10 protein-coding genes are annotated in these 15228 nt (G+C 73.7%); 4 read left to right on the plus strand and 6 right to left on the minus strand.

Annotated features, from left to right (window positions below):
- Positions 1–243: 243 nt before the first annotated feature.
- A complete protein-coding gene (locus B5D66_RS20865) occupies positions 244–1146 on the minus strand; it encodes a serine hydrolase (protein ID WP_078763473.1) in 903 nt (300 codons plus the stop codon).
- Positions 1143–2051: a LysR family transcriptional regulator gene (locus tag B5D66_RS20870; protein ID WP_078763474.1), complete on the minus strand. Its 909-nt coding sequence runs from the start codon at positions 2049–2051 to the stop codon at positions 1143–1145. Before B5D66_RS20870 ends, B5D66_RS20865 begins: the two co-directional genes overlap by 4 nt.
- Positions 2052–2257: 206 nt before the next feature.
- Between B5D66_RS20870 and bla the strand changes: the two genes are divergently transcribed.
- Positions 2258–3190 carry a class A beta-lactamase gene (gene bla / locus B5D66_RS20875; RefSeq protein WP_078763475.1) on the plus strand — a complete coding sequence of 311 codons (933 nt, stop codon included), beginning with the start codon at positions 2258–2260 and terminating at the stop codon, positions 3188–3190.
- A 188-nt stretch (positions 3191–3378) separates the two neighbouring features.
- Positions 3379–4782 carry an APC family permease gene (locus B5D66_RS20880; RefSeq protein ID WP_235001133.1) on the plus strand — a complete coding sequence of 468 codons (1404 nt, stop codon included), beginning with the start codon at positions 3379–3381 and terminating at the stop codon, positions 4780–4782.
- Positions 4783–4819: 37 nt separating this feature from the next.
- Here B5D66_RS20880 and B5D66_RS20885 read toward each other — a convergent pair whose 3' ends face one another.
- On the minus strand, positions 4820–5887 hold the full coding sequence (locus tag B5D66_RS20885; RefSeq protein WP_327309113.1) for a DUF2293 domain-containing protein: 1068 nt from the start codon (positions 5885–5887) through the stop codon (positions 4820–4822).
- A gap of 206 nt (positions 5888–6093) precedes the next feature.
- Between B5D66_RS20885 and B5D66_RS20890 the strand changes: the two genes are divergently transcribed.
- The gene (locus tag B5D66_RS20890) at positions 6094–7827 is read left to right on the plus strand and encodes a hypothetical protein (protein ID WP_078763476.1); all 1734 of its coding nucleotides are present in this window, start codon (positions 6094–6096) and stop codon (positions 7825–7827) included.
- Between the two features lie 72 nt (positions 7828–7899).
- On the opposite strand, the gene B5D66_RS20895 is transcribed toward B5D66_RS20890, so the two are convergent.
- Entirely contained in the window at positions 7900–9978 is a 2079-nt protein-coding gene (locus tag B5D66_RS20895; RefSeq protein WP_078763477.1) for a SpoIIE family protein phosphatase, read from the minus strand.
- 720 nt (positions 9979–10698) lie between these two features.
- On the opposite strand from B5D66_RS20895, the gene B5D66_RS20905 reads away from it, so the two are divergent.
- Positions 10699–11859 (plus strand): anhydro-N-acetylmuramic acid kinase, encoded by a 1161-nt coding sequence (locus B5D66_RS20905; RefSeq protein ID WP_078763479.1) that lies wholly within the window; start codon positions 10699–10701, stop codon positions 11857–11859.
- A gap of 111 nt (positions 11860–11970) precedes the next feature.
- Here B5D66_RS20905 and B5D66_RS20910 read toward each other — a convergent pair whose 3' ends face one another.
- A complete protein-coding gene (locus B5D66_RS20910; RefSeq protein ID WP_078763480.1) occupies positions 11971–14508 on the minus strand; it encodes an ABC transporter permease in 2538 nt (845 codons plus the stop codon).
- 3 nt (positions 14509–14511) lie between these two features.
- Positions 14512–15228: ABC transporter ATP-binding protein (locus B5D66_RS20915; RefSeq protein ID WP_235001134.1), on the minus strand; the 717-nt coding region annotated here is incomplete at its 5' end.

Raw genomic sequence — 15228 nt, forward strand, 5'->3', positions numbered from 1 at the left:
GGCTCCCGCCCGCCCTTGACCACCAGTCCGGCCTCGCGCGACCTGACGGAGGAGACACCCGTCTCCAGGACCGCCCCGCACGGTTCGCAGCCTCTCCACGGTCGCTCCGGCCGTTTCGATCCCCCTCCCGCATGACCGTGGCCGCCAAGGCCGAAGAGCCCCATGACCGCGACCACCGCGATAGTCCGGGAAAGAGGCCGGCCGCTCCCGGAATCAGGGGACACGGGGCCGGACGGGCACGCCCTACATCCCCCTCAGGTGGTCGCGCAGGGCGCGCGCGACCCGGCCCATGACCGCCTCGGCCCCCGGCTGGTGGATGGCCGGCACACGCGACTCGGTGAGCGCGGCGACGGCGAAGAGCTGACCGTCGTCGTGTTCGACGACGCCGACCTCATGGCGGAGGTTGAGCAGGGTCCCGGTCTTGGAGGACCAGGTCGAGGCGTCGGAGACGAAGTCGGGGGTGAGGCGCTGGCGCAGGAGATTGTCGGCCATGAGCTCACGCACCCGCGCGGCCACCCCGGGATCGATCGCCGACGGCCTCCACAGGGCCTGGAGCAGGTCGACGAACGCCCGGGCCGACCCCGAGCTGGCGCGGGTGACGTCGAGCTGGGGGACCCGGTGGCCCCGCCCCTCCGTGCCGGCCTCGATCGCCAGGAAGTGGGCGAGGTGCGCGTCGTCCGGACCGAGGCGGTCGGCCGGGGTCTCGTTGAGCAGCCGGATGGTGTGCCGGATGGTGATCCCCCGAAGGCCGTACTCCCGCATCAGCGCGGCGACCCGGGCGGGCGGGGTGAAGGCGAAGAGCACGTCGGAGGCCGTGTTGTCGCTGACGCACAGGCTGAGGTAGATCAGGTCCTCGATCGCGATCCGGGCCGGGTGGCGGAACTTGCTCAACCCGCTGGGTCCGGGCGCCAGCGTGTCCGAGAGGTGCACCAGGACGGGCTCGGCCAGGTCGATCTCCCCCTTCCGGGCGCGTTCCAGCGTGGCGACGGCGAGCGGGACCTTGACGAGGGAGGCGGTGGGGTACTCCAGGTCCGGCTCGATGCCGATCTCCTCTCCGGAGCGCAGGTCGCGGACGAGGAAGGAACCGCGCAGTCCCGCGTCGTCGAGGACCCGCCGTAGTTCCCTGAGCAGGGCCGCGGCGCTCACTGCGCCTCCCCCTGGTCGGCCGGCGTCGCGCTGTCGGCGGGGACGCCGAGGCATCGGGCGATCTCCTCGGTCAACGGCAGGCGGACGCGCTCGGCGTCCTCCCCGGTCCCCGCCGACACGTCGAACCCCCGAACGAGGCGGACCCCGCCGATGGGGCGCCAGTGCAGTCCCAGTTCTTCCGCCTGGGCCGGCGAGCACAACAGCAGGTCGGCCGAACCGAGGACGTCGGCGACCGCGGAGGTGAGGGCGGGAGCGACCGCGACCTGCGCCGGCTGGAGTCCCACGGCGTCGCGGATCCGAAAGAGCCGGTCGCGGATGTGGGGAACGTCGTCCTCGGGTTGCAGCCAGACGCGCCGCCGCACGACGGGGTCGGCCCGGCCGGCGCGCAGGGTCTCCAGGTGGACGGTCTCCACCCGGGGCGGGGCCGCGGACGCCAGCCCGAGGGGGACCCGCCAGTACCCGTCGTCGGCGGGCACCGCGACGAGGGCCGCGCGCACCTGCCCGAAGGCGAGCAGTTCGGCGCGGCGCGCCGGCGCCGCGGGAACGAAGTCGAGGTGGAGCCCCTGCCGTCGGGCCTCGGCGTCGAGGAACGCGAGGTCGCGGGTGGGACAGGTGTCGGGCACCGCGAACCGGATGGGGGTGAGCCGGGCGCGCTCCGCGTCGTGTTCCATGGCCTCGGCCAGCTCGACCAGGCGCTTGGCCGAGGCCAGCATCTCGCGTCCGAACGGGGTGAGCGTGGCGCGCCGCGTCGAGCGGTCGAAGAGCCGGCCTCCCAGGTGCCGTTCCAGGGCCGCGATGCGGCGGCTGGCGACGGGTTGGGGGATGCGCGCGGCTGCGGCGCCGAGGGTGAAGCTGCCCCGCTCGCTCACGCTGACGAATGCCTTGCAGGCGCCGACGAGATCCACTCCCAGAGAGTATGCCAATTCAACATCGAAACCCTTGTTTTCGTCTTAGACGGTATCGAAGGACGGGGTGAGACTTCCCTGAGTCCCGTTCCACGGCGTCGCCCCGGGGCGACGGCCCGGTCGGAGACGTCCGCGGTGGCCTCGTTGCGCGCCGGGACGGGACCCCCGCGGAGGCCCCGCGGGGACACCAGGACGGAAGAAGGACGATGAACAACATCCGCATGCCGCGCGGCGGGGTCGCGGCCCTGGCCGCGCTCGCGCTCGCTCCGCTCGCCGGCTGTTCGACGGCCGACGAGCCCGTGTCCCCCGCCGCCGCGGAGTCGCCCATCGCGGCCGGGTCGGCCTCGGACCGGTCGGACGCCCACGCGGGGGACTTCGAACGGCTCGAAGGCGAGTTCGACGCCCGCCTCGGCGTCTACGCGATCGACACCGGCAGCGGCGAGACCGTCACCCATCGCGCCGACGAGCGGTTCGCCTACGCCTCCACCATCAAGGCGCTCCAGGTGGGTGCCGTCCTCCAGCAGAACACGCTCGAGGAGATGGAGGAGGTCGTCACCTACGACGAGGAGGACCTGGTCACCTACTCCCCCATCACCGAACAGCACGTCGACACCGGGATGACGCTGCGCGAGGTGAGCGACGCCGCCGTCCGCTACAGCGACAACACCGCGGCCAACCTGTTGTTCGAGGAGCTGGGCGGTCCCGCCGCCCTCGACGCCGCGCTGGAGGGGATCGGCGACGACGTCGCCGAGGTGGTGCGGATCGAACCCGAGCTCAACGCGACCGCTCCCGGCGACACCCGCGACACCAGCACCCCGCGGGCCATGGCGGACAGCCTGCGCGCCTACGCGCTGGGCGACGTCCTGCCCGCCGACGAGCGCGCGGTCCTCACCGACATGCTCAAGGGCAACACGACCGGGGACGCGCTGATCCGCGCCGGCGTCCCCGACGACTGGGAGGTCGGCGACAAGACCGGCGCGGCCGACTACGGCACCCGCAACGACATCGCGATCCTGTGGCCCCCGGACGAGGACCCGATCGTCGTCGCGGTCATGTCCGACAAGGACACCCCCGACGCCGAGTACGACGACGCGCTCATCGCCGAGGCCGCGCAGGTGGTCGTCGAGGCGCTGGGGTAGGCCCGTTCGACAGGCGCGGCGCGGGGATCGGTCCCCGCGCCGCGCCTTCGGCGTTCTCCAGGGGTGTTGGCCCCGCGGTTGGTCCCGATGTGGCCGAATTAGCAGTTCTCAGTTCCATAAGCCGTGAACGGGTAGATGCCTTCCACAACGCGAAAAGAACACCAGGCGAGAGAAGGGGCGGGATCGACGTGGACAACGAGACGAAGCCGGTCCCCGGAGCACCGGTGGAAGAGCCCCGTGGCGGAAACACCCCCTTGAAGCGGGTCATCGGTCCGCGACTCCTGTTGTTCTTCGTCGTCGGCGACATCCTCGGCACCACGGTCTACTCGCTGACCGGCCAGGTCGCGGGACGGGTCGGCGGCGCGCTGTGGGTACCGTTCCTGGTCGCCTTCGCGGTGGCGTTCCTGACCGCGTTCAGCTACCTGGAGCTGGTCGGCAAGTATCCGCGCGCGGCGGGCGCGGCGTTGTACGTGCACAAGGCGTTCGGGGTGCACTTCCTGACGTTCATGGTGGCCTTCGCCGTCATGTGCTCGGGCATCACCTCGGCGTCGTCGGCGGCGCAGGGGTTCAGCGGCGACTACCTGAAGGCGATCGTCGGACCGGACGTCCCGTCGTGGATCGTGGCCATCGGTTTCCTCCTCCTGCTCGCCGGCATCAACCTGCGCGGCGTCAGCGAGTCGGTCCGTGTCAACGCGGTCCTCACCACGATCGAGGTCGCCGGCCTGCTCATCGTCATCCTCTTCGGCGCCATCGCGCTGTTCGGTGGGCCGATGTCCGGCGATGTCGACCCGGATCCCGGACGGCTGCTGGAGTTCAACCCCGACAACGGTCCCTTCCTGGCGGTCACCTCGGCCACCGCGCTCGCCTTCTTCGCCATGGTCGGTTTCGAGGATTCGGTGAACATGGCCGAGGAGACCAAGGACCCCGTGCGGACCTTCCCGCGGGTGGTGCTGCTGGGGTTGTGCATCACCGCGGCGATCTACCTGCTCATCGCCGTGATCACCTCGTCCCTGGTGCCGACGGGCCTGCTGGCGGACTCCGACGGCCCGCTGCTCCTGGTCGTGCAGGCCGCCGCGCCGTGGTTCCCGCCGGTCCTGTTCTCGCTCATCGCGATGTTCGCGCTGACCAACACCGCGCTGATCAACATGCTGATGGCGAGCCGGCTGCTCTACGGCATGGCCAACGAGCGCATCATCCCGCGCGCCTTCGGCAGGGTGCTGGCGCTGCGGCGGACCCCGTGGGTGTCCATCCTGTTCACCAGCGCCATCGCCGTCATCCTGGTCAGTTCGGTGTCCATCGCCGAGCTCGGCGGCACCACCTCGCTGCTGCTGTTGATGGTGTTCGCGGTGGTCAACGTCGCGGTCCTGGTGCTCCGTAAGGACAAGGTCGCCCATCCCCACTTCACCGCGCCCACGTGGGTCCCCGTGCTCGGCGTCCTCACCTGCGTGTTCTTCGCCCTGCCCATCACCGGCCGGCCGTTGCAGGAGTACGTGATCGCGGGCGCGCTGCTGGCCGTCGGCGTGCTCTTCTGGCTGCTCAACCATCTCCTCCACCGCGGGACCGACTTCGACCCGGCCGCCCTCAGGAAGTGACCGCGCGGGCGGGGAGCCCGGCGGGAGGCCGCCGGGGTCAGCCGGACCAGCGCGCGAGGACCCGGTCGATACCGGCCGCGATGCGCTCCCGGGCCGCCTGCCGGGGCACCCCGGCCATCAGCAGCGCGTCGTAGTCGGTGTCCTCGTGGCGCACCGAGGCGATGACGGCGGCCCGCACGGCCCGGGGTTCGAGTTCCCGGCCCGCCGCCGAACGGCCGACCCGGCCGCTGCCCCGCGCCCCGGCGTGCCGGGCGATCCGCTCGGCCCGTTCCGGCGGGCATCCGGGGAACATGCGGACGATCTCCTCGGCCATGCGCGCCTGGAAGTCGACGTCCCACTCCTGCCTGCGGACGCGGTCGCGCTCCCTGCGCCGTGCCCGCGCGTCCTCGTCGGCGAGGACCTGCTCCTCCGCGCGTTCCAGCGCCCCCTCCTCCACCAGCAGGCCCGTCCGGTCATAGCGTTTGCGGCGCCGGTTCCACCGTGTCACCACCGCTGAGAGCGCGCTCTCCTTCTTGGCCCGGCGGGTCAGTACCGCGCTGCCCGCGGGGAGGAAGACCAGGTGGTCCATGTCCGCGCAGGTCAGACAGATCTGCTGGTCCTCGTCGGCGATCGAGAACGGGGCGTTGTCCGCGCACTCGGCGCAGGCCCACCCGGGGCCGGTCTCGACGACGACGAGGTCGGGGGCCTTCTCGTGCCGTTCGGCCAGGCGCCGACGCCGGGCCGGTGACAGGTCGGGCGAGACCCAGTGGCGGCGGTAGGCCTGTTCCACGCTCTCGTCTCCCGTGGCGGTGAAGCGCAGCGGACGCCGGTCGCGCGTGGCGGTCACGTAGACGGCCTCCTCGGGCGTCAGGCCGTTGCGTTCGGCCCAGCGCCGCACCAGCCGGACGGCCGCCACGAGCCTGTCCTCGGGCACCGCGACCGCCTCCCCGAGGTGGCCGAGGCGTCCCTGCCGCCAGGCGTCGGCCGGTTTCGCGGTCAACCAGCCGAGATCGGTCAGCACGTCCACCGGTGCGACCACGCCGCTCTTGGTCAGTCTCCTGTCCGCGGCGGCCACGATCCTGCGGCCGAGTCTCGTGTCGAGGTCGTCGTGTTGCACGCTGTTCACCGATCCAACCGTGGGGCATGGGCCTGTCCGACGGCGTGCAGGTTATCCGTTGCGGCGGACTTCCCCCTTCCGTCACCGTCGCGTGACCTGGCGGTGCTTAGGATCCTGGTGTCGTCGTCCGTCGCCCCGGCCTGGTGCGCGCCGGCCCGAGGACCCCCTCGGCCCGTCCCCGGGCACCGCCGCGCCGGTGCGGGTGAGGAGCCCCCATGTCCCGTTCCCGCGGCCCCGCCCGATCCGTGCGCCGCCTGTCCGCCGTCTTGACCGCGGCGGTGGTCGCGTTCGGGGCGTCGGCGGTCTGGGCGTCGGCGGCCCACGCCGACGACACGCTGGACCGGGCGGCGCGCGCCCTGCGTGATGGCGGCGGCCTGTGGGTCGAGGACGGCGCCGAGGGGCTGGACCCCCAGAGCCGGGAGATGATCGACGCCCGGCTGGCCGGGGCGCACGGCCCGGTACGGGTGGCGCTGACCGCCTCGGGGGACCCCTCCGAGACGGTCCGGGCGCTCGCCGAGGAGATCGGGGAGCCCGGGGTCTATGTCGCCCTGACCGAGGAGCGCGGGATCACCGGCGACACGACCCTGCACGTCTCCTGGGAGAACGTGGACACCGGCGTGGACGACGGCGCGCTGGAGGAGCACCTCTCCTACGGTCCCGGCGGCATCGAGGGGCAGCTCATGTCCCTGCCCGAGCTGCTGGGCGACGACCTGCTCGGCGAGGTGGGCGACGCCGCTCGGACGCAGACCGTCTACGTCCATCCTGCCGTCCGCGCCGGGCTGCCCGGCTTCGACGCGGACGCGGTCACCGGGTTGTACGCGGACGTCCCCGGCGTCCGGATCGCCGTGCTGCCCACCTCCGTCCGCGAGGAGGAGGAGCTGGCCGAGGCCCTGCTGGCCCCCTTGGGGGACGACGGCGTCGCCCTGCTGGCCTTCTGGGAGCACGGTCGGTTCACCCTGGTACCGGCCGCGGGCCCCGAGGCGACCGACCCCGCCGACCTCGCGTCGGCCCTCTTCTCCGCCGGGACCGGCCCCGATGAGCTGGCGGCGACGTTGACCGAGTTCGCCCCGATGGTCGAGGGCGACGTCGTGGCGGCGGCGCGGGCCGGGCTGCGGGAGGGGCACCTCTACGTCCACCCGCTGCTCGTCGACGACCTCGCCGAGGAGGAGCGCCGGCGCCTGGACTCCGAGCTCGCCGGCCTGGCCTCACCGGTGCGGATCGCCGTTCTCCCCGCCCGGGCGGTGGAGTTCGAGGTGCGGCGGGAGGAGGGGAGCGTCGACGACGGTCTCGCCCGGCGGGTGGCCGGGGAGGGAGACGACCCGGTGGTGCTGCTCACCGTGGACGGCCGGGGGCGGGTCTGGGACCGGCTCACCCACGGTGAGCCGCCCGGGGGCGTCGGCGAGGACGGGATCTTCTCCCTGTCCACGGCGGTCGAGGTCGGTTACACCCCCGACAGCCTCGACGCCTCCCTCACCGAGCTGGTCGGTCTGCTCGGCGAGCAGGAGCCGGCGCCGCCGGCCGGTGGCGGGGAGGGTCCCGGCTGGCCGGTCCTGGCCGTGATCGCCGGCGGACTGCTGTCCCCGCTCCTGGTCCTGAGCACGGTGCTCGTTCTCGTCAACTCCCGCGCGGCGGCGCGCCGGCGTCGGGAGGAGGCCGACGACGCCGAGATCATGGCGCGGCTTCGCGCGGAGGAGGCCGAACGGGTGGAGGCGATCAGGGCGGAGAACGACCGGCTCATCACCGACCTCGGCGAGGGGCTGGCCGGGGCCGCCTCCCCGGTCGTGGACCCGGCCTCGGTGTTCGAGGAGCACCTGCGCGGCTACGAGGAGCTGAAGCGGGACAACCGCGACGCCCACGACATCGACGCGATCGTCGCGGTGCGCGACCGGGCCCGAGCGGCGCTGGCCGGCCTGGCGGAATGGGATCGCCGCCAGGAGGAGGGGGCCTGACCTGGGAGCCGCCGGTCGGCGTGCCCCCGGGCCGTACCGTTGGACGGCCCAGGCGCGCCAGGACGGCGCGGTTCAGCCCTCGCCGACGGTGCGCAACAAGAGCAGCACGACGTCGTCGGTGCGGTGCTCGGCCAGATGCGCATGGCTGGTGAGCCGGTTGGCGAGGTGCCCGAGCGGTCGGTCGCCCTCACGGCCCAGCCGGTCGGCCAGGTCCGACACCGCGTCGTCGAGGTCCACACCGGGCTCCTCGACCAGGCCGTCGGTGTAGAGGGCGAGGATTGCCCCCGGCGGCATCGGCAGCCGGACCTCCGGGTACTCCGCCGTCGGGTCGATCCCGAGGAGCAGGCCGCCCGGCACGTCCACGACCTCGGTCCGCCCCGAGGGGTGGCGCAGAAGCGGCTGGGGATGGCCGGCCCGGGCCAGGCACGCCTCGTTGCGGCGCAGGTTCAGGTGCAGGTAGACGCAGCTGACGAACAGCCCCGGATCGAGGTCGGTGAGCAGCCGGTTGGTCCGGGCCAGGACCCGTTCCGGATCGCCGTTGGAGGTGGCCGCGTAGGCGCGCACCGCGGTGCGGACCTGCCCCATGAGCGCGGCGGCCGTGACGTTGTGTCCCTGGACGTCGCCGACCACCGCCGCGATCTCGTCCTCGCCGAGCCGGATCAGGTCGTAGAAGTCGCCGCCGATGTCCATGCCCTCGGTGCCGGGGAGGTAGCGGGCCGCGCTCTCCAGTCCCGGCAGCGCGGGCAGCTCATGGGGCAGCAGCCCCGACTGGAGGCCGCGGGCGAGCTCGTGCTCGACGTCGTAGAGGCGGGCCCGTTCGAGGGCCTGGGCGATGAGGCCCCCCAACGAGTTCAGCACCGCCCGCTCCTCGACGCTGAACTGGTGGGAGCGGGTGAAGGCGAGCACGCAGGTGCCGATGGGTCGGCCCGAGGCGATCAACGGCAGGAACGCCCACGCCCCCATCCCCTGCTGGGTGCCCGAACGCGCCGGGTAGACGCGTTCCAGATCCTCGCGCGTCTCGAAGAACGTGGGCGCGCCGGTGACCAGCGCGTGGGCCCCGGGCGTGAACGAGGTGATCGGGGTGTGGTCGAACAGTTCGGCGGTGCTGGGCTCGTAACCGCGGTAGCCGATGACGCGCAGCCGCCCGGCCTCGACCGTCAGCAGGGCCAGCGCCTGCCCGCCGAACGCCGGCATGATCTGGTCGGCCACCGTGTCCACGACGTCGCGCACTCCCCGCGCCTCGGTCAGCGCGCTGGCGAGTTCGAGCAGGTGGTAGAACGCCCCCACCCGGGTGGGGGTGGCCGGCCCCGGCGGGGACGCGCTCGGAGAGGGCGGTTCGGCCCGGCCGTCCGCGTTGACCGGGCGGACGCGCGCCGTCACCCCCGAACGGTCGGGGTACAGCTCGAAGGAGAGCCACCGGTCCGGTGGGCGCACCGCGACGAAGGAGGTGGAGCGCTGGGTGATCAGCGCGGCCCGGTAGCGGTCCTCATACACCGGGTCGCGCAGCCAGGACAGACCTCCCCACAGGCGGACGCCCACCAGCCGCTCGGCGGGTTCGCCGAGGAGCCGGGCCGCGGTGGGGGTGACGGCGGTGAGGCGGCCCCGCAGGTCCAGGGAGCACATCCCCTCCGGTAACCGGTCGGCCATCGATGCGAGCACGTCGGGGGTTGACGTCCCCTGGTCGTGGGGAAGGAATTCCAGCGTGTCGGATGTCGGGCGGATCGGGGCGCCGGCCCGTTCCGCCTCGTCCAGGAGGCCGGCGATGTCGGCGACGCCCGCGCGCATCCGCTCCCAGACCGTCTCGTCCGGTGGCGCCTCGGCCCGCCCTCCCGGCCACAGCACGAACACCGCGCCGTGGACCGTGCCGTCGGCGATGATGGGCAGCGCGGCCAGGGGGAAGTCGTAGGGCAGGGCGATGGCCGCGCGCGGATACCTGCGGACCATCTCCTGGGCCCCGCTGACCCATACCGGGCTGCGCCGCCGCACGACGTCGGCCAGCGGCAGGGGGACGTCCAGGCCGATGCGCAGCCAGGGGTGGGCGAACTCCGTCGGCAGCCCCACCATCACCGTGATGCCGAGGGAGTGCTCGTCGGGGACCAGGAGATAGAGCGCTCCCACATGCGCTCCGACGTCACCGAGCATGTCGGCCATCCGACCCGCCAGTTCCTGCCTGCCGGGAATTGCGCCAACGGGTTCCACGCGAAGTCTCGGCTGGTCACCCACCACGGTCCCCGCCTTCCGGCGCGCGGGGGTCGCGCTCTTGACGCCCCGCACCGCCTTTGGTGTGACCGTTCCCGCGTGTGTCGGCCGGCCCCTCTCGGCCTCGGGGAGACGGTCGTCCCTCACCACCCATAATCCCGACGATACGCGCACCCGCCGGAGAGGACACCCCGCCTTCGTCCCACGGTATGAGGGGACCTCCGGGGCGGGGACGGAGATCGCCCGCCCTCCCCGCAAAGGGAATTCCCGACTTGGGGAAATCCCTGGTCAACCCGCGAACGCCGGTCCGGGCCGGATCGGCTGCCGCCCGTGCCCGCCGGGCTGAGAAGCCGCACCGCCGCGTCGAGGAAGCGGACCGTCCCCGCCCGGCCAGGTCGGGCTCCCGGCCGGGCCCCCCATCGGGGAGCCCGAGGGGACGGTGGGCACCGCACCGGCACCACAGCGCGCTCTCGCGGGACCCCGCGCCACCGCCGTCGGGCGGCCCCTCGCCCAGCCCGCACCACCACGTGGCCCGACGGCCCGGTTCCGGGTTTGCCGCGCGGGGCGGGACGGGCAGGTAGGGCACGACGCCACCCGCCTCCGCGCCGGCCCGTGGACGGCGGCCCACCACGCGGGTCCCGTGGCCGGAACAGGCCGGGAGGGGAGACGCGCGTGATCGTGATCGGCCTGTCATCAGGGACCTCGGTGGACGGCATCGACGTGGCGGTGGCCGACCTCGCCCTGGAGGGCGGGGAGGTCACGCTCGCCCCGATCGCCCACGACACGTTCGCCTACCCCGCGGACCTGCGCGCGGACATCCTGGCCGTACTGCCGCCCGCCACCACCACGATCGGTGCCGTCTGCCGGTTGGACACCCGTGTCGGACGCGCCTTCGCCGCCGCGGCCCGGCACGCCCTGGACCACCTGTGCCCGGCCGGCCGGGCCGACCTCGTCGCCTCGCACGGGCAGACCGTCTTCCACTGGGTCGAGGAGGGCGCCGTCCAGGGCACCCTGCAACTCGGGCAACCGGCGTGGATCGTCGAGGAGACCGGCCTGCCGGTCGTCTCCGACCCGCGGTCCCGCGACATCGCGGCCGGCGGTCAGGGCGCTCCGCTGGCCAGCACCCTGGACACGCTGTGGCTGGCGGGCCGCGACGCCCCGGTGGCGGCGCTCAACCTGGGCGGGATCGCGAACCTCACCGTCGTCGCGCCCGATGGCACAGCCGTTGCCTTCGACACCGGCCCGGGCAACGCGCTGCTGGACGCCGCCGCGGCGCGCCTGGGCGAGGCGATGGACCGGGACGGGCGGCGGGCCCTGCGCGGGCGGGTGCACGCGGAACTGTTGGCGCGGCTGCGCGCCGAGCCCTACTACGCCCGCCCCTTTCCCAAGACCACCGGCCGGGAGCTGTTTCACGCCGGCCATCTCGCGGCGGCGCTGCGCGGGCTGGAGGTGGCCGAGGACGACGTGTTCGCGACGTTGGCCGAGCTGACCGCCTCGACCGTGGCCGACGCCTGCCGCGGCCACGGGGTCACCGAGGTCGTCGCCTCGGGTGGGGGGGTGCGCAACCCGGCGCTGGTGGCCGCGCTGCGGAGGACGCTGGCACCGGTACCGTTGCGCGCGGCGGAGGACCACGGGATCCCCTCCGACGCCAAGGAGGCCTACCTGTTCGCCCTGCTCGGCTTCCTTACCTGGCGGGGCGCCGCGGCGACGGTCCCTTCCTGCACCGGCGCGCGCGTGCCCACGCCGGTCGGGCGCGTCTCCCCCGCCTCGGCCACGCTCCCGTTTCCCCGGAGCCTGCGCGTCGTGTCCTCCACCGGTGGGGCGGGGCGCTAGGCCGTCCCCGTTCGGGCGGTACCGCGCCGGGTCCTGGCCCCGTGATCCGCGCCGGGGCCGCGCCCGCCCCGGACGGCCCGGGGCGGGCGCGGCCGGTTCCGGCCGGTCCCGTCACTCGGCGGCCAGGGACGCCGTGATCGAGGCCCGCGCGGCCACGCGGGAGGGCAGCAGCGCCGAGAGCAGGCCGGCCACCGCCGCGGTTCCGACGAACAGCGCGATCTCCCCCACGGGGACGGCGACCGCCGCGCCCTCCATCACCACCCGGCCGGTGACAGAGCCGAAGAGCACGCCGAGGGCCACCCCGACCACCCCTCCGATGACGGAGACCACCACGGCCTCGGCACCGACCATGACGCGCAGCCGCGCCGTCGACAGCCCCAGGGCGCGCAGCAGCGCGGACTCGCGGGCGCGTTCCAGCACCGACAGGGCCATGGTGTTGGCGATCCCGAACACCGCGATGAGAATCGCCAGTCCCAGCAGGGCGGCGACCACCAGGAAGACCTGGTCCAAGATGGCGGTGTACTGCTCCTTGATCACGCCGACGCTGTTCAGCGCGACCGTCGGCTCGTCGGCGATCGCCTCCTCCAGGACGGCGCGCGCCCGCTCGCCGGAAACACCGTCGGCCAGCACGACGTAGACCATCTCGTCGGCGTCCCGGTCGAATCCGGTGGCGAAGTCCCGCTCGGGCAGCGTCACCCCCGGCAGGATCGTGTCGTCGCCGACGACCGCCACGATCTGTGTGGCGCGTTCGCCGTCGTGGGTCGCCAGGGACAGCGTGTCGCCGACCGTCACGTCCAGCTCCCGCGCCACCCGCTCCTTCAGCACGGCGGTCCCCTCGACCGCGGCGTCGAGGTCGCCCTCGACGTCGCCGCCACGGCCGCCCTCGGCGATGGAGATCCCGGTGACCGTGCCCACCGGGACCGTGACACCGTCGACCTCGGCGTCGACGACCCGGGTCGTGTAGACCTCGGTGAAGATGCCGTCGTCGCGCAGCCCTTCGGCGATCTCCCCCGGGATTCCGGCGTTCTCGTCGTCGTAGTAGCGGGAGAGCGCGTAGTCGATGGGGAACTGCCGGTCGAGCTTGTCCTCCACGCTCTGCTCGATCGACGCCGCGATGACCGAGTAGCCGCTGACAAGGGTGACCCCGACGGTCAGGGCGATCATGGCGGTGGCGGCGCGGCGGGGGCTGCGCCGGACGTTGTCCGCGGCCAGCGTGCCGGCCACACCGGCGCGGCGCAGCACCACGCCGAACACGGGGGCCAGCAGCCGGACCAGCAACGGTCCCAACGCCACCACGCCAATGAAGGCGAGCAGGCCGGCCGCCGCGGCGAGCCCCATCGCGGTCTCCCCGGGTTCCCCGCGCAGCGCGACGGCGCACAGGAGGGCGGAGCCCGTGAGGAACGGCAGGGCGCCCACCACGCGCACCACGCCGGCCCGGCGTCCCTCGGGCGCGTCGGCGACCATGCCCTCGCGCAGCGCGGCCAACGGTGGGACCCGGGTCGCGCGCGCGGCCGGCACCAGCGCCGACGCCAGCGTCACGACCGTGCCGACGGCCAGTCCGGCCACGATGCTCACCGGTCCCACGACCGGGGAGACCGGCACCGTTTCGGCCTGGGATGCGGTGAGCACCGCGAACCCGGCGACGCCCAGTCCGACGCCGGCGGCGACGCCGAGCGCGGAGGAGAGCAGGCCGGTGACGAGGGCTTCGGTGAGGACGCCGCGGAAGACCTGGGCGCGGGTGGCGCCGGCGCAGCGGAGCAGGGCCGTCTCGCGGCGCCGTTGGGCGATGAGGATGGCGAAGGTGTTGTAGATGACGAGGGCGCCGACGAACACCGCGACCGCCGCGAACAGCAGCAGGGCGCTGCCGATCGTGCGCGCCTGGAGGCCGGCCGCGGCGGAGAGCTCCTCGGCGTAGTCCTGTCCGGTCGCGACGGTGACGGCGCCGGCGTCCTCCGCGACGACGGCGGCGCGCACGGCCTCGGCGACCCGCTCCTGCGGCACGCCCTCGGCCCCGATGACGTCGATCTCGGCGTAGTCCGCGCGGCCGGTCAGCTCCGCCGCGGTCGCGGGGGTGTAGAACAGCGCCCCCCGGTGGTTGAGCTCGGGGTCGACGCCGCCGTCGACGAGGCCGACGACGGTGAACACGTGGGTTTCCCCATCGGCTCCGGCCACCTCGACCTCGTCGCCGATCCCCTGGCCGGTCTGGCGCGCGGTGGAGGTGAGGAGGGCCGCCTCGTCGGCGGCCCCGGGAGCGCGGCCGGTGACGATGGGGTAGCGGTGCAGCGCCTCGTCCTCGGGCAGGGACAGCCCCAGCGTCGGGACCTGGCCGGCGGCCCGGCCCCGCTCGTCGAGCAGCGCGGCCGTGCCGTGGACGAGGCCGGCCGCGTCGGCCACCTCGGGCAGGTCGCGGACCGCCCGGAGGGTGTCCGGTCCCAGTCCGCTGGGTTTCTCCCCTCCGGGCTCTTCGACGTAGGCCAGGGCGTCGAGGCGGTCCACCCCGCCGAGCGCCTGGGTGCGGTAGCCGTGGCGGAGGGTGTCGGTGAAGACGAGGGTGCCGGTGACGAACATGACGCCCAGCACGATGGCCAGGGCGGTGGTGAACAGGCGGCCCTTGTGCAGGCGCAGGCCGGCCAGGGTGGTGCGTAGCACGGTTCAGCCCTCCAACGCCAGCAGGTGGTCCAGCACCGACTCGGCGGTGGGATCGTCGACCTGTCCGGCCGGGCGGCCATCGCGCAGGAACACCACCCGGTCGGCGTAGGAGGCCGCCACCGGGTCGTGGGTCACCATCACCACGGTCTGGCCCATCTCACGCACCGAGTCGCGCAAGAACGCCAGTACCTGGGCGCCCGACCGCGAGTCGAGGTTGCCGGTGGGCTCGTCGGCGTAGACCACCTCGGGCGCGCCCAGCAGGGCGCGGGCCACGGCCACGCGTTGTTGCTGGCCGCCGGAGAGTTTGGCGGGCAGGTGGTCCAGTCGGTCGGCCAGGCCCACCACTTCCACGATGCGGGCCAGGCGTTGGTGGTCTATGCGGCGTTTGGCGATGCGGGCGGGCAGGGTGATGTTGTCGCGGGCGGTGAGCATGGGCAGCAGGTTGAAGGCCTGGAAGACGAAGCCGATGCGGTCGCGGCGCAGTTGGGTGAGTTGCCGGTCGGTCAGGGCGGTGATGTCGGTGCGGCCCATGGTGATCTGGCCGGAGGTGACGGTGTCCAGTCCGGCCAGGCAGTGCATCAGGGTGGATTTGCCCGAGCCGGAGGGGCCCATGATCGCGGTGAACGCGCCGCGGGCGAACTCCAGGTCCACCCCGTCCAGGGCCCGTACCAGCGTGCCACCGGTGCGAAACGTCTTGGTCACCCCACGCGCCACCACCAC

The sequence above is a fragment of the Marinactinospora thermotolerans DSM 45154 genome, assembly GCF_900167435.1.
In the GTDB taxonomy this organism is placed as follows: Bacteria; Actinomycetota; Actinomycetes; order Streptosporangiales; family Streptosporangiaceae; genus Marinactinospora; species Marinactinospora thermotolerans.

Coding starts and splice junctions, on each gene's coding strand:
- bla (WP_078763475.1), top strand. CDS start 2,258: ATGAACAACATCCGCATGCCGCGCGGCGGGGTCGCGGCCCTGGCCGCG.
- B5D66_RS20890 (WP_078763476.1), top strand. CDS start 6,094: ATGTCCCGTTCCCGCGGCCCCGCCCGATCCGTGCGCCGCCTGTCCGCC.
- B5D66_RS20895 (WP_078763477.1), bottom strand. CDS start 9,978: ATGGCCGACATGCTCGGTGACGTCGGAGCGCATGTGGGAGCGCTCTAT.